Consider the following 19,640-nt stretch of genomic DNA (forward strand, 5'->3'; position numbering starts at 1 on the left):
GAATTTTGACCTCTTGTTGAGGTTTTGCGGGCAATGTACCATCCGCGTTCTTGACGGTCTATTTTTGTGACCAAAGGTAATGTACTAAAGGAGATCACAATGAAAAAGTTTATTAGCGGTGCGCTGTTAACGGCAGTTCTCATCACTTCTGGCAGTGCTATAGCGGCCCCTGCTGAAAATGCACGCAATGTGGCGACAGAAGAGGCTAACCGACAGCTGGTGGTTGATTTTTATGATAAATTCTTCAACCGCCACGAGGTAAAAGAGGCCGCGAAGGTCGTTGATGAGCATTACCGTCAGCACAACCCCGATGTGCCGGACGGCAAAGCGCCGTTTGTGAATTACTTCACCGGTTTCTTCAAGGAGAACCCGCACTCTGCCGCGCGGATTGTGCGTAGCGCTGCCGACGGCGATTTAGTCTGGTTGCAGGTTCACTCGACCAATGACAGTAACGATCGCGGCCAGGCGGTGATGGATATCTTCCGTGTGAGCAACGGGAAAATTGTTGAACACTGGGACATCATTCAGTCGGTGCCGGAGAAGTCCGCCAACGCCAATACGATGTTCTGAAGAGTGATCCCGGCTGCGTGCAAACGAGGGCAGGGGGAGAACACCCATTTTGCGAGGCAAATTCCGGAATAACGCTTTGTTTTGCAGGAAGAAGTAAAACCGCTTGTCGGCTTTGGGCATCAGCGCTATTTTTCACCGGCACCTGCAAAATCAGGTGCCGGGATTGGAACCCTGAATGACTTCATCGGCGACATATAGCGCGTTCACGCTTTTTTTATGTCGTGCGTTCGGCTACACCTCAATGGTGGGTCGGGCGGGGGCGTCGCAAGACGCGCCGGTATCGATGAGGCCGGTAGTTCCAACCCCGCCCGATTCCGCCACCCAAGAGATTGGAACCTCTGGTGACGGTAATAATCATTACTCATCGGAGGCTGCCCTTATGGCTACGACCCCTAACCAGACACACCCATTCCCCAAAACCGAACGCCGCTACACCGTCGGCTATGCCCCCAATCAGGGCGATACCAGTACGCCTTGCCTCAACCTGAGCGGCAAATGGCTGAAAGAGGCGGGATTTACCACCGGCAAAGGCGTCACCGTGAAAATCGCCGGAGACTGCATTGTGCTGATCCCCGATAACGACAACCAGCATGCCCTGCGGCAAGAGTTAAAGCAGATGAAGCAGGCGGTAAAAGCGGTGAAAGAAGGGGTGCTGAGCGCGCTTTGAGCTGGAATTAAGTGGACACCAACACCACAATTTTAGGGAGTTAGTGTCCACTTAATGAATAACGATGCTGCTATCAATGCGTCACGATAAGACCACCGATCCGCTATTGCCGTAACGGATTGCCAGACCGTTTAAGGTAAATCTCCCCCAGTTTTTCTGACGCATAGTCATTTAAATGGCCGACATCCCGATAAAGCGGAATACCCTCGATCTCGGTATCGCATTTGCCGTTCTGGCACTGCGCATCTTTCGGATCAATCACAATCAGCTCTGGATGCTTGCGCTGTAACGCGGCAAAGAGTTGGTCCGTCCAGTTATTTGTCACAGGTGATGGAGCAGGGTTGCATGAACCGGGTGAATAGGCTTTTCTGGTTTTGAAGTGTTCATAGAAGCATGTCAGATAATTCTCCGGCATGACAAACATGGATTTGACGAGAACAGGTTTTGCACCGCTTTGAATGATCGTTTGTATTGCTGCGTCAAGAGAAGCAGAGATGACCTCGATAGATCCGGCAGGGCTGAGTTGATCCTGAAGGTTATTTCTCACGTTGAAAAATGCGTAGTTTTCCCAAACCTCAGAAATAATAACGAATTTATATTTGTGCTGCTGAATGGCAGCATAATACTGCTCAACATTTTCCCGGCACATCTTATAAAAATCGCCTTTATAGGTGTACATGTCCGCATGATAAATATTCGGAATTGCCAGACAGAGGGAAGTTGCCTTCATGTCGACGGCGATATGGGCGTTTTTACCCATCACATCAAAGAAATTCCAGTATTGATTTGAGTGTGAATCACCCATCAGCAGGGCTTTTTGGTCAGAGGATTTATCACCGACAACACAGGCCATATCCGTTCCGCTGACATTTTCATTCATACAATCCTGACGCTGTTCTAATTTTGTAGATTTCAATACGTCATTGATATGGCTTAGGTCGTTTCCGAAGCGTAAATGGCTAAAGGTATCGTAACGTTTACTGAGAGGGATAAATGAAATCACCAGTAACAGAGGCAACAGAACTAATAAAGCGAGAGACTTTTTCAGGGACAAACGGGGCGTACGGTAAGGTTTTTCGATGAAGTAATAACATCCGGTGGCGAGAATCAATGCCAGACACAATCCCGCTAAACGTGCGGCCAAAGAGGTGATGCCAACATAATGCAGCACGGCGAATATAGGCCAATGAAAAAGATATAAGGAGTAGGAAAGCTTTCCTGTCCAGACGAGCGCCCCAAAAGAGAGTACGCGGTTTATAGGATTACTTTCTTTGCTTCCGGCGACGATAATGGCGGCGGTACTGAGGCAAACTAAAAGCGTATACCCGTTAGGATATCCCGGTGTGATATTTTTCGTCAGAGCGACAATGACAATTGCTACGAATGCAAAGGCTGATAAAAAACTTAATGAGATTTTACTCGCTTTGTGGGCGTGCGGGATGATAAAGCAGGCGCTCATGCCAATGAGAAATTCAAATATTCTCGAGGCAAAAAAGTAATAAGTCTTCGTTGGCTGGTTGTATATATAGTGCCAGGTGACACCAAAGGTTAACAGAATAAGCACCAGGCACAGAATAAGCTGTTTTTTATGGTTAAGCTTTTTACTCAGGAAATAGTAGAACGCCGGGAAGAATAGATACCATTGCCACTCAACAGCGAGCGACCATGTATGCAGCAACAGCATTGCATTAGAGTCCGGCGCTGCATAGGCTGATGTTACATCGCTAAAATAGCGATTCGATATGAAAAACAAGGACTTCTGAAAGCTTTTCAGGAATGCGCTGTAATCTTCTGGCAGATAATATAGCGATGCAATGATAAATGAGAAGACCAGCATGGCAAGCATCGCAGGTTGCAGGCGCCAGATTCTGCGTAGATAGAAATCCGCGAAGCTAAAGCTTTTTGTTTCAAGTTTATTTTTAATAATTGAAGCGATGAGAAAACCTGAAATGACAAAAAATATATCGACGCCAATAAATCCGGAAGGAAAGAGAGTAAACCCGGCATGGAAAAAGAGAACTAACAGCACCGCTATTGCTCTCAGGCCATCTATGTCTGAACGATAAAACATATATCCCACTATTTTTTATGTTGTTTTAGAAAATTTATAACAAGCCACGCTGTCCGTATGAACTTTGAAGTTATGCACTAAGCCACGTCTGATACTGGCGCACTATATCAAGATGTTAGGCTTTATCCTATGCGCTTTGCAGGCAAGATAGTTGAGTATGAACTCACCGCATTAACTCAGGGAGATTACAGGCCAGCATAAACGACAGGCGAGGCTATATCTGCATATCATCAGAGAATAATATCTGCGCAGGAGCTCTCATTCTCGCGTCTGGTTTTCAGCCAAACCCTGTGCGAAAATCCATTTTTCTGAACCTGTGACAGGACGCACTTTATGTCAGAATCCGCTCAGCCCTGCCTGTTTACCGAAGGCCAGGTCACCCTTCCTGAAGGCTATCAGGACCGCACTGTCAATGTATTCACGCCGCCCGGCGCGGATGCACCGGCGCTCAATATCTCCCGCGACACGCTAAAACCCGGCGAAACGTTGACGACCTATATTGACCGCCAGATGTCGCTGATGGCGAAACATCTCAAGGGCTGGAAAACGGGCGAGCGCACAGAGGCTGTGCTTGGCGACAACCTGGTAACCGGCGAAATCATTCATGCCAGCTATCTTCGTGACGGTAAGCGCACCTTTCAGCAGCAGGCGGTGTTTAACCCGTCCGCTGACCATATCCTGGTGTTCACGATGTCCGTCGCGCGGGCGTTAAACGACGCGGATAGGGCACTGCTTCTTTCTGTTCTCAAAAGTTTCCGTTTCCACGCTTAACAAGGATTGTTGCTATGTTTGAAGCCGCGTATGCCGGTGATGATATAGGCCATTCCGGTGCGCTGGCCGGGATGATCCTTGGCACCCTTGTCGGCGGCGCGATTGCGGCGCTGGGCGGCATTGCTGCCGGTGCGCTGATGGTCGCAGGCATCGGCGCCTCCTGCCTGGGCATCGGTGTACTGCTTATCGGTGCCAGCCTCGCAGTCGGATTTCTCGCCGGGGAGGTGGCGACCGGCGTGCGCGACGGCATTGCCGGAGGAATGGCGGCGAACATGACGAAGAAAGGCGTCATCACCACCGGCTCTCCTGACGTCTTTATCAACGGTAAGCCCGCCGCCATTGCCACGGACAGCATGGTGGAGTGCGACGACGACGGCTCGCAGCAGATGGCGGAAGGCTCCTCCCGCGTCTACATCAATGGTCTTCCTGCCGCCCGTATCGGGGACCGCACAACCTGCGATGCGAAGGTGATGACCGGCTCCGGCAACGTCCTTATTGGTGGAGAGCCGGAACAGACCCTGCCGATAACCCCGGAAGTCCCTGAATGGCTGTATAAAGTTTCGGATCTGACCCTGCTGTTTGCCGGCCTGGCGGGCGGATGGGGTGGTGCGGCCGGTAAGGTCGGTGCGGTGGGTAAGCTGTTGTCGAAACTGCCGGGTATCAGCAAAATCGGCCGCATCGCCTGCCGCTTCGGCGCGATGCTGACCGCCATTGCGGCGGGAGGGATTATCGCCCGCCCGGTGGATATCGTCAGCGGGCAAAAGTTTCTCAGCGGTGACGACGAGCTGGACTTTGTGCTGCCGTCGCGTCTGCCGGTGCGCTGGCAGCGTTACTGGCGCAGCGGTAACCCGGGCGACAGCGTACTCGGTCGCGGCTGGAACCTCTTCTGGGAAACCCGTCTGGAGCGTTACCAGGAGGGGCTGGTGTGGCGGGCCCCGACCGGGGATTACGTCTCCTTCCCGCAGGTGCCGAAGGGTTACCGGACCTACTGCGAAGCCGAAAAGCGCTGGCTGGAGCACCATCAGGACGATGCCTGGTCGGTGTATGACATCAGCGGTGAACGCTGGCACTACGCCCCGCTTGAGAGCGATAAACCCTCCCTGTTGCAGCGCATTTCCGAACCCTGCGGCAACGCTATCCTCTTCGAGTGGAACGATAACCTCACCCTGCATGCACTGACGGACAGCGCCGGGCAGCGCGTGGTCTGCCGCTATGAGGGCGACCGCCTTGCGGGAGCCTGGCTGAATGATGATATCTGCCTGGTCAGTTACGCTTATGACGAACAGCGCCAGCTGACCTCAGTGACCGGCCGGGGCGGTAACGTGCGCAGGCGTTTCCGCTGGCAGGACGGCCTGATGTGCGCCCACGAGGATGCAAACGGCCTGGTGAGTGAATACCGCTGGCAGGAGATTGCCGGTCTGCCGCGCGTCACGGCTTTTCGCCACAGCGGCGGTGAGCAGCTAACTTTTGAGTATGATTTTGACAACGGCACCCGCCGGGCCATCCGTGATGACGGGGTGCAGGCGCAGTGGCTGATTGATGACGATGACAACGTCGCCGCCTTCACCGACTTCGACGGTCGCAAGAGCGCCTTTATTTACCGCGACGGCGAGCTGTGTGATGTCATCCTGCCGGGCGGTGCCATGCGCCATAGCCGGTGGGACAGGTACGGGCGCATGGCCCAGGAGACGGACCCGGCAGGACGGCGGACGGAATATTACTGGTACCGCCTCACCGATCGCCTCACCCGAACGGTCTGGCCGGACGGCACGGCAGAGCAGAGCCTGTATGACCTGCAGGGACGCCTGCTTTCGGAAACCGACGCCGCAGGCAACCGCACCACTTATCACTACCCGAACGATGAAGAACCTTTACCGGACAGCATCACCGATGCGACAGGCGGTAAAGTGCGTCTGGAGTGGAACCGCCAGGGACTACTTACGCAGCGCACCGACTGCTCCGGCAGTGTCTCGCTCTATACCTACGACCGCCTCGGGCAGCTTCTGTCGAGTGAGGATGCAGAGGGCAACATCACCCGCCGCGAATGGAACAGCGCGGGACAACTTTCAGCCGTTATTCGCCCGGACGGCAGCCGCGAAACATTGCAGTGGAACACACGCGGCCAGCTTGCCGCCTGGCGCGACCCGCTGGAGAGCGAGGTGCGCTGGGACTATAACCTGCTCGGCCTGCCGGTGAGCATCACCGACCGCATCGGGCGCACCCGGCGCTGGCATTACGACCCCCGCGGCAACCTGTTGCGGCTTGAGAACGGCAATGGCGGAGAATACCGCTTTACGTACGACGCCGCAGGCCGCCCGCTCAGCGAAATCCGCCCGGACAACACGTCGCGCCAGATGATATGGGACAGCCGTGGATTCCTCAGCGAACTGCATGAAAATGGCAGGCCTGCCGTCGATGACGGCATCGCCCGGCGTATACGAACCTTTAGTTATGATGAAAGTGGCCTGTTGACCGCACGCGCTACCCGCCATGCGGAGTACCGCTATGACCACGACCTGAACGGCCAGCTCACCCGTATCCGGCGCACCCCGACGGCTGAAGGTGTTGCCCTGGGCATTGAAGCCGATGACATCGCCTTTAACCGCGATGCGGCAGGTCGCCTGGTAAACGAGTCTGGTGTTAACGGCGAACTCAGCTATGCATGGGATGCGCTGGGCAATCTGACAAATCTGACCCTCCCCGGCGGGCAGCAGCTCTCCTGGCTGCACTATGGCTCCGGCCACGTCAGTGCCATCCGCTTCGGATCACAACTGGTCACTGAATTCACCCGCGACCGTCTGCACCGGGAAGTGACCCGCACCCAGGGCGCGCGCGAACAGTCGCGCAGTTACGACAGCCTTGGCAGACGCACTGCGCTGCGCAGTGCACTTATCACAGAGGTGGCACTGCCGGAGCAGGCGATACTGGAGCGCCTCTACCGTTACACCGGACGTGGCGAGCTGGCGGGCGTCAGCGACACCCTGCGCGGCGAGGTGAATTACGGTTACGATGCTGAAGGCCGCCTGCTGAAGCATTATGAGTCCCGCCAGGGGAACAGCAGTGCGCTCTTTACGTATGATGCCGCCGATAACCTGGCCGCGAATGACGCCCCGGTCACGGATAACCGCCTGCAGCACTGGCAGAGCCTGTTTATGCAGTACGATGCCTGGGGCAACATGACCCGCAGGCGCAGCGGGCTGTATGAGCAGCACTACACGTATGACGCCGAAAACCGGCTTCTGTCCGCGCGCGGAACCGGACCAGAGGGGCGCTTTGAAGCGCACTACCATTATGACGCGCTCGGCAGACGAACCCGCAAGACGATCACCACCGGTCACGGCACCCATGAAAGCCGCTTCCTCTGGCAGGGTTACCGCCTTTTGCAGGAGCAGCATCAAGGCGGGCAGTGCAGCACCTATATTTACGATCCGAATGAAGCATGGAGCCCGCTGGCGCGGGTCGACCATCTGCGGGAGGACAAAACCGGGGAAATATTCTGGTTCAGTACCGACCTGAACGGCGCGCCGCTGGAAGTGACCGACGAAGAAGGCAGCCTCCGCTGGAGCGGCCAGTACGGCAGTTTCGGCGAAGTTCGGCATCAGACGGACGGCTTCACGCGGCTGGAGCAGAGCACCACGCTGGCGCACCAGCCCCTGCGCTATGCCGGACAGTATGCAGACAGCGAAACCGGCCTGCACTACAACCTGTTCCGATATTACGACCCACAAACGGGAAGGTTCATTGTTCAGGACCCTATAGGGTTAGCTGGGGGCTGGAATCTTTATCAGTATGCGCCTAATCCGCAGGGCTGGATTGACCCGTGGGGGTTAAGTGGTGAGGAGATCTTTATTCATTATACGGATAAAGCAGGGTTTGACAGTATAATGAATAGCGGCGTGATTGAAGCAAATTCGCGGGGGAAAGTTTATATTACAGATATATTAATGTCTCCCGAAGATGCTATGAGAGATATCTTTATAAATGACGTTTCTCATCCGGGGCGAGGTGACTATTCTATTGTTTTTAAAGCTGATGCTTCGCAGATGTCTAAAATTGCTCAGAGCTCTGAGTTAGAGTATATTCACTCAGGCAGATTGAAACTGAGGGATATACTTCACGCAGGTAAAAATCCTTATGACACGGTATCTCATTTATCATATGATCAGCGGTGGAAAATGACGCACGAACAGATAAAAACGAGAGGAGGCGGGTGTGGTTGATGATAAAGATAAAGTACTGATGCTAAATCAAGGTGAAGTCGTGGCTTTGAAAAAAGCAATTATGTATTTGAAATTTTCTTGTGAAGAAACAGAGTCATTGATGTATGCAGGAAGTCCCTTGATTAACTCTGCTTTTTCAAAGTTAATCGATATTGATGATCTAGGTGAGCATGCAAAAAACTTTTATAGTAAGCCTCATAAAATAAACGAAAATTTTATTTCATCAAAGATACACAAGCAAGAGCAGGAAACCGGCAGACTGCTTGATGAGTCTATAAAAGAAAAGGTATTTAATGAGTGCCTTTATCCGTTTTCAAAAAAATGAATCATCAAAAGTACGGGTAATTGATTTTGCCCGTATTTACATTTTTTGGATTTGCAATTTATAAAGCCTGCTTTCACCATAAAATTTTCCGCTACTATATTCACAGGTCGGAAGTTTATTTTCATTGATTAATTTATTGTAAAGTAAGGAGATTATTAAAACCCAAGGGGTTTATTTAAAAAAGGGTAGGGCATGATGTCTGCTATATTGGGCGATATTATTATGAATAACCTTGCTGCCAAGTGCTTCACTAAGATTGCATGATGAATTTTAGTTCCTAAGGAGACCACGCAAATTAAGGATGTGGTATTGGTGTTGTTTCCTCTGGTAAATAAAATATGCTGCCGGAAATTCATTTCCCTAACGGAAGGAGTTACTGGTTAGAGGTGTTTTTGTTCTGGGGCTATCTATTCAAATATAAATATTAAACTTACTGATCAATAAGGTTCATCCTGAAGAAGTAAATCATTAATATAACGTGAAATTAGTTGTCAGGGCTCAAAACGAAAAAAGAAGTGTTGGTCGTTGCTACGTTACTGTCTGATTTTTTAGGCGAGGCGCTATCTTACTATATTAGTAACTGATCTTGCTAAATCAACTGGAGATGATGCTCCTTCTTCCAGAGCAAGAGGTGTATTAAGGAATTTATTAATAGAGGTTCAAGAATGAATTTTTAAATTTCTTAGATAATAAGCCTGGAAATAACTGCAATCGTCCTGGGAACAAATGATGGTTTATATTTTCTCCAAAACATTGTCGGGGATGTTACTCTTAAATATGGAGGTGATGAAATACAAGGTTTATTACAAAACAAATTAATATCTAAAGGATAAAAAGGTCTCAATAAATAGCGATATGATTAAGATTGAGTGCTGTACAAATTTAATTTTTTATATGATGAGTAAGGGAGAAAAAACTTTTAGAGTCTGCGTGTCGATACAAAACGGATTCCTCTCACAGCGCGCTTGTCGCGCTGGCCCCGAAGGGGTGAGCCGCCTGCGGCGAATAATCGAACGAAGTTCGATGGAGAGTCCGGTCGCAGAAAAGCAAAAACCCAGCCATAGGCTGGGTTCTTTAAATAGTGGTGCCCGGACTCGGAATCGAACCAAGGACACGGGGATTTTCAATCCCCTGCTCTACCGACTGAGCTATCCGGGCAACGGGCGGCATTAAACCGTAATCGCCCGTGGGCGTCAACCAAATTTCCCGAAATCCCTTTCAGTTGCTCAACTTTGCGGCAAAACGCGCAAAACCGCGCCGAAAATCGGCGGCTGCACAAATCTTCCAGACTTTTACATAGCGTTGATGAATGCTATTTTTCGATAGTATACGGAGGCGAAATGTCTAAAGACTGGCTTGAGCTGCGACAGCATGCGGATACGGGGATTGAGACCATCCGCGCCCATTTTGAAGGGCATGCGTTTGACCCGCACTGGCATGACAGCTACCTGGTGGGCATTACCCTGTCTGGCACCCAGCAGTTTCACTGCCGCCGCGAGCGCCACCATAGCCGACCGGGCGACGCCTTTTTACTCGAGCCGGGCGAGATCCACGATGGCGACGCGCCGGTAGAGGGCGGCTTTACCTATCTCACCTTTTACCTCGACGATCGCTGGCTCAACACCACCCTGCGCGGCTTGTATGACGCTGTGCCTTCCAGTTATGCGCTGCACTTTTCCCATACCATCGCCCGCGAACCGCGGCTGATTCGCACCATTGCGCAAACCTTCTCTGCGCTGCACAGCGATGAGATGCGCATTGTCCAGCAGGGGACGATGGATGCGCTGCTTGGCGAGCTGACGCACCACTGCCAGTGGCGCAAACGTATCCCGACGCAGATCCAGAGCGTGGCGATTGCCCACCGCGCGCGGGATTATCTTCACGCGCATATCGGTGACAATATTGGCTTAACGGACCTGGCGCGCGAAACCGGCACCGATCGCTTTACGTTGACGCGCTGTTTTAAGCGCGAGTTCGGTTTAAGCCCGCACGCCTGGCTTGTTCAACTGCGCCTTACCACCGCGCGGGCGCAGCTGGCGCGAGGCGATCAGCCCGCGGATGTCGCTGCCGCCGTGGGATTCGCCGATCAGAGCCACCTCGGGCGCTGGTTCCAGCGCGCTTATCGAATCTCTCCTGCGCACTACCGCAGGCTGTGCACAAACCTTCCAGACGACAGCCTCAAATAACGCGACATTGACAGGCTCATATCCAAAGGAGCCTGATAATGACCCTGCTGTATAACCTCCTGCCGTACTTACTCTTTGCCTTTGTCGCGTCGATCACTCCCGGCCCGACCAATATCCTGATCCTCACCAGCAGTCAGCGCTTCGGCGTCAAAGCCACGCTGCCCGCGGTGATAAGCGGCTGTGCCGCCGCCAGCGCGATTGTCTTCTTCTCCGGCGCGGGCGCAGGGAAGGTATTGCAGGATCACGTAATGGTGAGAACGGTGATGAGTTGGGCAGGCGTGGTGTGGTTAAGCTGGATGAGCTGGCAGCTGTTCCGGGCACCAGCCACCGATCTGCACGGCGAGGCGCAGCAGCCGTTCACTGCGCGCGCGGCTGCAATACTGCAACTTATTAACCCGAAAACCTGGATGATGGCGTTAGCGGTAGTGAGCCTGTTTGCCCCACACAGCGGTCATCCGCTGCGCGAGGTCTCGGTGATGGCGCTGCTCTTTTTCATCATCTCGGTGCTGAGCCTGTTCGGCTGGGCGCTTTTGGGCAAAGCCGTGAACCGGCTCTTTCGCACCCCGGCCTCGCTCGTCACCTTCCAGCGCGTGATGGCGCTGGGTCTGTTTATCTCCGCGTGGGCGGGGCTGCTGAGCGCTTAGGTCAGCGCGCCACCCTTGCGGCAGCGGGCAAAGCGCAGAATATCTTCTGCCAGTCGCTGGGCGGTGTCGACATCTGCCTGGCTGCGGTTGACCAGCATACGGCTGAGACACCCTTCCAGGATCAGCTCCATCTGCTTCGCCACCATCGCCGCATCGTCCACCTCCAGCTCGTTCAGCAGCTTGTGAGAGAAGTTGTACGCTTCAAGCTTCTGCTGATCCGCCAGCTGGTGAATCGGGTGATCCGGCGCGGGGAAGAAGGTGCAGGCGGCGATAAACAGGCAGCCCGGATAGCGGTTGTTGCTCACGCACTCGGTCAGCGCGGCGTAACGCGCCAGCAGTTTTTGTTCATGGTTAAGGCTCTCATCCAGCAGCAGCTGGCGGCGCCAGGTATCGATCTGCTGGCTTAAATAGCGCAGCGCATCATAGAGCAGCGCCTCTTTATCGGGCCAGAAACGGCGGAACTCCTCCAGCGGATAGTCGACGCGCTCGGCAACCATTTCAAGAGTGGTGTCCGCAATGCCTCTTAATTCAAGCAGTTGCAATGTCTGGCTTAAAACGTCTTCGCGTTGCACAGTGGTCTCCTCCGTTACTGCGTCAAACTACCCCACCAAGTGTTGTTTACGGGGCGTGATTGCGCAAATGGTCGGCAAAGGCGTCGGCAGGCATAAACCCGGTCACCCGGGCCGCTGGCTGCTCTCGCCCTTGCGCGTCAAAAAAGAGCAGGGTAGGTAACCCCAGCACATTCAGATGGCGCAGCAGCGCGGCATCCTGTGCGTCATTAGCCGTCACGTTGGCCTGTAATAACAGCGTATTTTTCAGCGCCGCCTGTACCTTTGGGTCGCTGAAGGTGTACTTCTCAAACTCTTTACAGGCCACGCACCAGTCAGCATAGAGATCCAACATGACAGGCCGACCATTGGCCTGCGCCAGCGCCCGGTTGAGATCGTCGACGGTTTTCACCGACGTGAAGGCCAGCGGCGCATGCGCCTGTGCCGCGGGCGTGCCAAAAGCCCAGTCCTGCAATGGACGCGCACAAACCAGCGCCGCGCCGAGCAGGGCGATTTGCAGCACCCGCATGATGGGGCGCGTGGCGTTGAGGCTGGTGATAAAGGCCCAGCCGAAGAAGGCGACGCCGAGCAATGACCAGAGCCGCAGCCCCCAGGCTTCGCCCAGCACGCGCTCCAGTAAAAAGGCCGGCAGGGCGAGGATCACAAAGCCAAAGGCGGTTTTGACCTGCTCCATCCACGGCCCGCTTTTCGGCAGCAGGCGGTTGCCGAATACCGTCACAAGGATCAGCGGCAGGCCCATGCCGAGGGCATAAAGGTAGAGCGTGCCGCCGCCGAGCCACAGGTTTCCGCTCTGGGCGATATAGAGCAGGATGGCGCTGAGCGGCGCGGTGGTGCAGGGCGAGCAGATAAGCCCGGCAATTGCCCCCATGGCGAACACGCCGCCGACGGAGCCGCCCTGCTGGCGGTTGCTCCACAGCGTTAAGCGGGTTTGCAGCGCGGAAGGCAGTTGCAGGTTAAAGAGGCCGAACATCGACAGCGCCAGCAGGCTAAACAGCAGCGACAAGCCGATAAGCACGTAGGGGTGTTGCAATGCGGCCTGGAACGACAGCCCGGCGGCGGCCACCACCAGCCCCAGCGCGGTATAGGTCAGCGCCATCCCCTGCACGTAGATAAAGGCCAGCAGCAGCGCGCGCGGCGTGGCAAGGCGCTGTTTGCCGCCGAGCACAATGCCGGAGATCAGTGGGTACATCGGCAATACGCAGGGGGTGAAAGCGATACCGATGCCGATCAACAGCGCCCAGAGGGCGGAAAAGGGCAGCGGGCGGTCGGGCGCAGTCTCAGTCGTTGGTGCGGCTTTGGGTTCAACAACCGGCGCGGCAGCAACCTCCATCAACGGCACCACTTTGGTCTCCGGCGGGTAGCAGAAACCGGCATCGGCACAGCCCTGATAAGTGACGGTAAGCGTCGCGCCTTTTCCCGCCTGCGCGATGCTTAGCGGCAGGTTCAGCTTCTGGCGGTAGATCTCGGTTTTGCCGTAGAACTCATCTTCATGCATCTCGCCCTTCGGCAGAACGAGCGCGCCGATCTGCGCCTGCGCTGGCGTGACGCGGATCTGCTGGCGGTAGAGGTAGTAACCCTCTTTCACCTGCCAGTTGAGCGTCAGGTCATGCTGATGCTGTTGAAAATCGAAGGTGAACGCCTGGTCGGCAGGCACAAAGTCAGAGCGGCCGGGCGCGTCGAACAGCCCGGCGAAAGCGGATGTGCTGCATAACAGCAGGATCAGCGTAAGGATGCGTTGAGCCATGTGAGGTAGTCGTGCTCTCCGTGAGAAACCGGCAGCGCCAGCAGTTCAGGGGTTTGGTAAGGGTGGTGCGATTTCAGGCAGGCGAAGAGATCGTCCAGATGCGCGACGTCGGTTTTCAGCAGCAGTTGCACTTCATACTCCTGCTCCAGCTTGCCTTCCCAGTAGTAGAGCGAGGTCGCTCCGGGGAGGATCGTCACGCAGGCGGCGAGTTTGTCCGCCAGCGCTTTGGCCGCCAGATCCTGGGCGGTGGCTTCATCCGGGGCGGTGCAGAGTACAACAACGGCGTCGAGCGTGTTCATTCTCAACCTCCTGAAAGCGAAAGCAGGGACTATAGCATGCGACGCGGGAAGATCGGGCCGCCGGGCAGCCCGATTTATAGACTTTTACAACAAGATAGTGCCGAAGATAAAGCCGAGCACCACGCAGAGCGCGATGGCGATGACGCCAGGGATCAGGAAGGGGTGGTTGAAGACGAATTTGCCGATGCGCGTTGAACCGGTGTCATCCATCTCGACCGCCGCCAGCAGCGTCGGGTAGGTCGGCAGCACAAACAGCGCCGACACGGCGGCAAAGGAAGCCACGGCGGTCAGTGGTGAGACGCCAAGCAGCAGCGCGGCAGGCATCAGCGCTTTGGTGGTCGCCGCCTGCGAATAGAGCAGAGTAGCAGCAAAGAAGAGCACCACCGCCAGCAGCCACGGGTAGCTGTGCAGCAGATCGCCCGCCACCATCTGGATATCTTCAATATGGTGTTTGACGAAGGTATCGCCGAGCCACGCCACGCCGAGCACGCAGATACAGGCGCTCATGCCGGATTTAAAGGTACCGGCGTTGAGGATCTCGCCGGTATCAACTTTGCAGCTCAGGCAGATAAGCGTGGCGATGGTGAGCATAAACACCACAATCGCTTCGTTACGCGGCAGCACCGGGTTGGCAATAAGCCCCACTGTCGGGCTGATGGCGGTGGCGTAGAGCATCACGGCGATAATGCCGACCAGAAAGAGCATCACCGAGCGTTTGGCGTGGGGCTTCAGGGCGAACACCTGCTCGCCGCGCAGCTTCACTTCCCCTTTCGCCAGCCGCTCCTGGTAGACCGGATCATCCTTCAGCTCGCAGCCGAGGAAGTTACAGACAATGGCGGTCAGCATCACGGCAATCAGCGTGACGGGAATACAGATCGCCAGCAGCGTCAGGTAGCTGACGCCCAGCGGCTCAAGGATACCGGCAAAGAAGACCACTGCCGCAGAGATGGGCGAGGCGGTAATGGCGATTTGTGACGCCACCACGGCGATAGAGAGCGGGCGCGAGGGGCGGATGCCCTGCTCTTTTGCCACTTCGGTGATCACCGGCAGCGTGGAGAAGGCAGTGTGGCCGGTGCCCGCCAGAATGGTCATAAACCAGGTGACCAGCGGGGCGAGAAAGGTGATGTACTTCGGATGGCGGCGCAGCAGGCGCTCGGCGAGGCTGACTAAATAATCCATCCCGCCCGCCACCTGCATGGCGGCAATCGCGGCGATGACCGCCATGATGATCTCGATGACGTCAAACGGGATGGCGCCGGGTTGGATTTGAAAGAAGAGCGTCAGCACCAGCACCCCGAGGCCACCGGCAAAGCCAATGCCGATCCCCCCGAGCCTGGCGCCAAGGTAGATGGCAAGTAAGACGAGGACAAGCTCTGCAGCAAACATAGTGGGCTTCCTTGTTTTCCAAGTGATATGAAATTGTTATTGGTAAGTAACCACCCAAAAGAAAAAGGCACGTCGCGGAGGACGTGCCTTTCATATTTTTTAACCTGGGGGAAGGTTACTGTTCGCTTTCATCGGTATAGCGTTTCGCTTTATAGGCCGGGTGCATCAGGTTCTGGGCAGAGAAGATATCATCCAGCTCCGTTTCCGTCAGCAATCCGCGCTCAAGCACCACTTCACGCACGCTCTTCCCGGTTTCGGCGCAGATCTTGCCGACGATATCGCCATTGTGGTGGCCGATAAACGGGTTGAGGTAGGTGACGATACCGATGGAGTTATAGACGTAGCTTTCACACACCTCTTTGTTGGCGGTGATGCCGTTAATGCATTTTTCCAGCAGGTTGTAGCAGGCGTTGGTCAGGATGTGGATCGACTCGAACATCGCCTGGCCAATCACCGGCTCCATCACGTTCAGCTGCAACTGACCCGCTTCGGAAGCCATGGTGACGGTGATGTCGTTACCGATCACTTTAAAGCAGACCTGGTTTACCACTTCCGGCACAACCGGGTTCACTTTGGCCGGCATGATAGAGGAGCCCGCCTGCAGTTCCGGCAGGTTGATTTCGTTCAGCCCGGCGCGCGGCCCGGAGGAGAGCAGGCGCAGGTCGTTACAGATTTTCGACAGTTTTACCGCCAGGCGTTTCAGCGAGCTGTGCACCATTACGTAGGCGCCGCAGTCGGAGGTCGCTTCGATCAGATCTTCTGCGGCCACTACCGGCAGGTTGCTCACTTCCGCCAGCTTCTGCACGGCGAGTTGCTGGTAGCCATCCGGCGTGTTGAGGCGGGTACCGATAGCCGTTGCGCCGAGGTTCACTTCGAGCAGCAGTTCCGCGGTACGCAGCAGGTTTTTGGTCTCTTCATTCAGCAGCACGTTAAAGGCATGGAACTCCTGGCCGAGGGTCATCGGCACCGCATCCTGCAGCTGGGTACGACCCATTTTCAGGATATCTTTGAACTCCACCGCTTTGTTTTCAAAGCCTTCGCCAAGCTGTTTGATGGCGTCGATCAGTTTGACCACCGAGGTGTAGACCGCGATGCGGAACCCGGTTGGGTAGGCATCGTTGGTGGACTGGCATTTGTTGACATGATCGTTCGGGTTGAGGAACTGATACTCCCCTTTCTGGTGACCCATCAGCTCAAGGCCGATGTTTGCCAGCACCTCGTTGGTGTTCATGTTCACAGAGGTACCCGCGCCGCCCTGATAGACGTCAACCGGGAACTGATCCATGCATTTGCCGTTGTTCAGCACCTCATCACATGCGGCAACAATAGCGTTAGCAATACTTTTAGGGATGGTTTGCAGCTCTTTGTTCGCCAGCGCTGCGGCTTTCTTCACCATCACCATGCCACGAACAAACTCAGGGATGTCGCTGATCTTGTTGTTGCTGATATAAAAGTTTTCAATCGCTCTCAGAGTATGCACGCCGTAGTAGGCATCCGCTGGCACTTCCCTGGTACCTAACAAGTCTTCTTCGATACGAATGTTGTTTAACATGTGAACCTTCTTTTTCAAGCTACGAATGAATACACCAATCACACAATATTTATGTGGTTATGTGTCTTTTTCGACCGACGATTATTCCCTCAATCGGCCAGAAGAGTGAAATTATATGCTGGCGCGGGCGAATTGCCGTAATCGGGATCACTTATTATCTTACTGGACCCATCATAATTACCAATATGTGAAATAAGTCACCGCTGCGTAACAAACAAAACTTTACACCGCGGGGGAAATTGAATTTTCCAGCTTTGCCACCATCTCATCCCTATGCGATTTCGCAGACTCATTTTAGCAACGGTGAGATGACCGTTGCTCGTTTACAGGAGAAGCCAGTGCGCTGGATACCGTTTATTGCTTTTTTCTTATACGTTTACATCGAAATTTCGATCTTCATCCAGGTGGCTCACGTCTTTGGCGTGCTGATGACCCTTATCCTGGTGCTGTTCACCTCGGTTATCGGCATGTCGCTGGTGCGCAACCAGGGCTTTAAAAACCTGATGGCGATGCAGCAGAAGATGGCGGCGGGTGAAAGCCCGGCGGCCGAGATGATCAAGAGCGTGTCGCTGGTGATCGCCGGTCTGCTGCTGCTGCTGCCCGGTTTCTTTACCGACTTCCTCGGCCTGCTGCTGCTGGTGCCGCCGGTGCAGAAGCTGATCACCCTCAAGCTGATGCCGCACCTGCGCTTTTCGCGCGGGCCGGGCGCAGGCGCCGGGTTTGGCGGTGGCGATACCTTTGAAGGCGAATATCAGCGTAAAGATGACCCCAACAATCGTCTGGATCATAAAGACGATCGTTAAGCTCCGCTGCCCGGCCTCGCCGGGCATTTTTTTATTCCGACACAGAACGAACCGTTGTGGTGCGCCGCTTCGGTAAAAAGAGCCACAGCGCCGCCAGCATCACCACCGCATACAAACTCTTCCAGCCTGGGATGATCAGCAACAGCAGGCAGAGCACGCTCCCCAACATCGCCAGCGCCTTATAGCGCCCTTTCAGCAAGCGACAGCCCGCCAGCATGCAGAGCAGGTAGATCATGATAAAGATGCCGTTGGCGTAGATGATCAGCGTGTCGAGATTGATATTGAAGGCGTAAATCGCCAGCGTGCAGGCCACGCAGCAGAGAATCACCGCGTTGAGAGCATTAAGCGGCAGCTGGCGCGCCGAGAGTTTTGCCAGCGCGCTGTCGGGTTTGTACGCCGCCTGCGACCACACCAGCCGCGCGAAGCTCTGAATATAGATATTGAGGCTGGCGAAACAGGCGAGATAGCCAATAATGCAGGCCACCCACAGCGCCTGCTTGCCAAAGAGATCGACGACAATCACCGGCAGCGACGCCGCTGCGCCGAGGTGATGCCAGAGATCGAACTTCAGCACCGCCACGGTACAGGCCCAGTAGACGGTGCCCGCCAGCAGCAGGCCAATCATCAGCGCACGGGGGAAATCCCGCTCCGGGTTTTTGAACTCCGAGGCGAGATGGGCGAACGCCTCCAGCCCGACAAAACACCAGAACATCACCGCTAATGAAGCGGACATCTCAGAGAGGGAAACCTCGCCGAGCGGTGGGAAGGGGATATCGCGCAGCGTAATGCCGCCGCGCCACCAGATGGCAACCAGCAGGGCAACGATCAGCCCGGCGATAATCGATTGTAGGTTAGCGCTGGAGCCCGCTCCGCGCGTGCCGATAAGCCAGATCAGCGCCAGCGTCATCAGCTCCGCCATCAGCAGCATCGGCCCCTGCCAGCCAAAGAGCCCCTGCCAGAAACCGGCGGCGATATGCAGGGCCGCAGGCAGCCCAACCGGGATCACCGAGAGAAACAGCCAGCCGGTCACCCGCTGCAAGCGCGGTCCAAACGCCATGCCGACAAAGTGGGCGACGCCGCCAGCGCTGGGGAAGTGGCGTCCGAGAATGGCAAAGACAATCGCCACCGGGAACACCAGCACGATGAGTAACGGCCACGCCCACAGGCTGCTGCTACCGGCCGCCAGTGCGGCCAGCGCCGGAACGGCGAAGACCCCGGTGCCGAGTAACGAGGTAGAGAGTAATCCAACACCCTGCGCCAGCCCCAGCTCTTGTTTTAATCCGCTCATTTTTTTCTGTTTGTCTCTTATCGGGAGCCTCGATGGTAGCACAAGCTGTTTTACTTATGGCTCGCCGTTCCCCGCCAGGAAAGGGAGGGGGCAGTCGATTGCATTTTCAAAAATTTTTTTTGTTTTACCCCTTGAAGGGGGAGAGGCCTAACCCCATCTCTCAGGTCACCAGCCGGATAACCCCATGGACCCGGCCTCACCATAACTGATAAAGACTTTCTCAAAGGAGAGCTATCAAATGAGTATTCGTCCGTTACATGATCGTGTGATCGTCAAACGTAAGGAAGTTGAGTCTAAATCTGCTGGCGGTATCGTTCTGACCGGTTCTGCGGCAGGCAAATCAACTCGTGGCGAAATCATCGCTGTCGGTAAGGGCCGCATCCTGGAAAACGGTACTGTTCAGCCGCTGGACGTAAAAGTGGGCGATATCGTGATTTTCAACGATGGTTACGGTGTGAAGGCTGAGAAGATCGACAACGAAGAAGTGCTGATTATGTCCGAAAGCGACATTCTGGCAATTGTTGAAGCGTAACAACGCGCGCGAA

16 protein-coding genes and 1 tRNA gene are annotated in these 19,640 nt (G+C 55.0%); 9 read left to right on the top strand and 8 right to left on the bottom strand.

Features of this window, described 5'->3' with window-relative positions; translation table 11 throughout:
* Nucleotides 1-99 precede the first annotated feature (99 nt).
* A complete protein-coding gene (locus IAE48_RS12045) occupies nt 100-570 on the top strand; it encodes a nuclear transport factor 2 family protein (protein WP_200134530.1) in 471 nt (156 codons plus the stop codon).
* A 175-nt stretch (nt 571-745) separates the two neighbouring features.
* The gene (locus IAE48_RS24235) at nt 746-1,237 is read left to right on the top strand and encodes a SymE family type I addiction module toxin (RefSeq protein ID WP_200134531.1); all 492 of its coding nucleotides are present in this window, start codon (nt 746-748) and stop codon (nt 1,235-1,237) included.
* A gap of 103 nt (nt 1,238-1,340) precedes the next feature.
* On the opposite strand, the gene IAE48_RS12055 is transcribed toward IAE48_RS24235, so the two are convergent.
* Nucleotides 1,341-3,308 (bottom strand): acyltransferase family protein, encoded by a 1,968-nt coding sequence (locus tag IAE48_RS12055; protein ID WP_200134532.1) that lies wholly within the window; start codon nt 3,306-3,308, stop codon nt 1,341-1,343.
* 333 nt (nt 3,309-3,641) lie between these two features.
* On the opposite strand from IAE48_RS12055, the gene IAE48_RS12060 reads away from it, so the two are divergent.
* From IAE48_RS12060 to IAE48_RS12070, 3 genes are read left to right on the top strand one after another with little or no spacing between them, the layout of a single operon-like run.
* Nucleotides 3,642-4,079: a DcrB-related protein gene (locus tag IAE48_RS12060; RefSeq protein WP_200134533.1), complete on the top strand. Its 438-nt coding sequence runs from the start codon at nt 3,642-3,644 to the stop codon at nt 4,077-4,079.
* A gap of 14 nt (nt 4,080-4,093) precedes the next feature.
* On the top strand, nt 4,094-8,299 hold the full coding sequence (locus IAE48_RS12065; RefSeq protein WP_200134534.1) for an RHS repeat-associated core domain-containing protein: 4,206 nt from the start codon (nt 4,094-4,096) through the stop codon (nt 8,297-8,299).
* Complete coding sequence (locus IAE48_RS12070) at nt 8,292-8,624, top strand: hypothetical protein (RefSeq protein WP_200134535.1); 333 nt, start codon at nt 8,292-8,294, stop codon at nt 8,622-8,624. Before IAE48_RS12065 ends, IAE48_RS12070 begins: the two co-directional genes overlap by 8 nt.
* A gap of 1,082 nt (nt 8,625-9,706) precedes the next feature.
* Here IAE48_RS12070 and IAE48_RS12075 read toward each other — a convergent pair.
* Nucleotides 9,707-9,782: transfer RNA gene (locus tag IAE48_RS12075), tRNA-Phe, on the bottom strand.
* Between the two features lie 182 nt (nt 9,783-9,964).
* On the opposite strand from IAE48_RS12075, the gene IAE48_RS12080 reads away from it, so the two are divergent.
* Together IAE48_RS12080 and IAE48_RS12085 are read left to right on the top strand one after the other, a co-directional pair.
* A complete protein-coding gene (locus IAE48_RS12080; protein ID WP_200134536.1) occupies nt 9,965-10,810 on the top strand; it encodes an AraC family transcriptional regulator in 846 nt (281 codons plus the stop codon).
* 38 nt (nt 10,811-10,848) lie between these two features.
* The gene (locus tag IAE48_RS12085) at nt 10,849-11,454 is read left to right on the top strand and encodes a LysE family translocator (protein ID WP_200134537.1); all 606 of its coding nucleotides are present in this window, start codon (nt 10,849-10,851) and stop codon (nt 11,452-11,454) included.
* On the opposite strand, the gene IAE48_RS12090 is transcribed toward IAE48_RS12085, so the two are convergent.
* The 5 genes from IAE48_RS12090 to aspA form a co-directional block, all read right to left on the bottom strand.
* Nucleotides 11,451-12,026, bottom strand: a complete 576-nt coding sequence (locus IAE48_RS12090) for a transcriptional regulator (RefSeq protein ID WP_042718485.1) — start codon at nt 12,024-12,026, stop codon at nt 11,451-11,453. The genes IAE48_RS12085 and IAE48_RS12090 overlap by 4 nt on opposite strands.
* A gap of 46 nt (nt 12,027-12,072) precedes the next feature.
* Entirely contained in the window at nt 12,073-13,767 is a 1,695-nt protein-coding gene (locus IAE48_RS12095; RefSeq protein ID WP_200134538.1) for a protein-disulfide reductase DsbD, read from the bottom strand.
* Nucleotides 13,743-14,066 carry a divalent cation tolerance protein CutA gene (cutA, locus tag IAE48_RS12100; RefSeq protein ID WP_200134539.1) on the bottom strand — a complete coding sequence of 108 codons (324 nt, stop codon included), beginning with the start codon at nt 14,064-14,066 and terminating at the stop codon, nt 13,743-13,745. The genes IAE48_RS12095 and cutA overlap by 25 nt, the downstream gene beginning before the upstream one ends.
* A gap of 84 nt (nt 14,067-14,150) precedes the next feature.
* Nucleotides 14,151-15,452 (bottom strand): anaerobic C4-dicarboxylate transporter, encoded by a 1,302-nt coding sequence (locus IAE48_RS12105; protein ID WP_094419171.1) that lies wholly within the window; start codon nt 15,450-15,452, stop codon nt 14,151-14,153.
* Nucleotides 15,453-15,567: 115 nt separating this feature from the next.
* Entirely contained in the window at nt 15,568-17,004 is a 1,437-nt protein-coding gene (gene aspA / locus IAE48_RS12110) for an aspartate ammonia-lyase (protein WP_023478344.1), read from the bottom strand.
* 338 nt (nt 17,005-17,342) lie between these two features.
* Here aspA and IAE48_RS12115 point away from each other — a divergent pair, with 338 nt between their 5' ends.
* Entirely contained in the window at nt 17,343-17,807 is a 465-nt protein-coding gene (locus IAE48_RS12115) for an FxsA family protein (protein ID WP_042718491.1), read from the top strand.
* Nucleotides 17,808-17,838: 31 nt separating this feature from the next.
* Here the strand turns inward: IAE48_RS12115 and yjeH are convergent, their stop codons facing one another.
* On the bottom strand, nt 17,839-19,095 hold the full coding sequence (gene yjeH / locus IAE48_RS12120) for an L-methionine/branched-chain amino acid transporter (protein WP_200134540.1): 1,257 nt from the start codon (nt 19,093-19,095) through the stop codon (nt 17,839-17,841).
* A 238-nt stretch (nt 19,096-19,333) separates the two neighbouring features.
* Here yjeH and IAE48_RS12125 point away from each other — a divergent pair, with 238 nt between their 5' ends.
* A complete protein-coding gene (locus tag IAE48_RS12125; protein ID WP_007372708.1) occupies nt 19,334-19,627 on the top strand; it encodes a co-chaperone GroES in 294 nt (97 codons plus the stop codon).
* Nucleotides 19,628-19,640: the final 13 nt, after the last annotated feature.

Source organism: Kosakonia sp. S57, from assembly GCF_016516575.1.
Taxonomy (GTDB): Bacteria; Pseudomonadota; Gammaproteobacteria; order Enterobacterales; family Enterobacteriaceae; genus Kosakonia; species Kosakonia cowanii.

Bases quoted from the DNA above. Each gene is read 5' to 3' on its own strand.
- cutA (WP_200134539.1), bottom strand. From the start codon at position 14,066: ATGAACACGCTCGACGCCGTTGTTGTACTCTGCACCGCCCCGGATGAA.
- IAE48_RS12085 (WP_200134537.1), top strand. From the start codon at position 10,849: ATGACCCTGCTGTATAACCTCCTGCCGTACTTACTCTTTGCCTTTGTC.
- IAE48_RS12080 (WP_200134536.1), top strand. From the start codon at position 9,965: ATGTCTAAAGACTGGCTTGAGCTGCGACAGCATGCGGATACGGGGATT.
- IAE48_RS24235 (WP_200134531.1), top strand. From the start codon at position 746: ATGACTTCATCGGCGACATATAGCGCGTTCACGCTTTTTTTATGTCGT.
- IAE48_RS12125 (WP_007372708.1), top strand. From the start codon at position 19,334: ATGAGTATTCGTCCGTTACATGATCGTGTGATCGTCAAACGTAAGGAA.
- IAE48_RS12045 (WP_200134530.1), top strand. From the start codon at position 100: ATGAAAAAGTTTATTAGCGGTGCGCTGTTAACGGCAGTTCTCATCACT.
- IAE48_RS12105 (WP_094419171.1), bottom strand. From the start codon at position 15,452: ATGTTTGCTGCAGAGCTTGTCCTCGTCTTACTTGCCATCTACCTTGGC.
- aspA (WP_023478344.1), bottom strand. From the start codon at position 17,004: ATGTTAAACAACATTCGTATCGAAGAAGACTTGTTAGGTACCAGGGAA.
- IAE48_RS12095 (WP_200134538.1), bottom strand. From the start codon at position 13,767: ATGGCTCAACGCATCCTTACGCTGATCCTGCTGTTATGCAGCACATCC.
- IAE48_RS12055 (WP_200134532.1), bottom strand. From the start codon at position 3,308: ATGTTTTATCGTTCAGACATAGATGGCCTGAGAGCAATAGCGGTGCTG.
- IAE48_RS12060 (WP_200134533.1), top strand. From the start codon at position 3,642: ATGTCAGAATCCGCTCAGCCCTGCCTGTTTACCGAAGGCCAGGTCACC.
- IAE48_RS12065 (WP_200134534.1), top strand. From the start codon at position 4,094: ATGTTTGAAGCCGCGTATGCCGGTGATGATATAGGCCATTCCGGTGCG.
- yjeH (WP_200134540.1), bottom strand. From the start codon at position 19,095: ATGAGCGGATTAAAACAAGAGCTGGGGCTGGCGCAGGGTGTTGGATTA.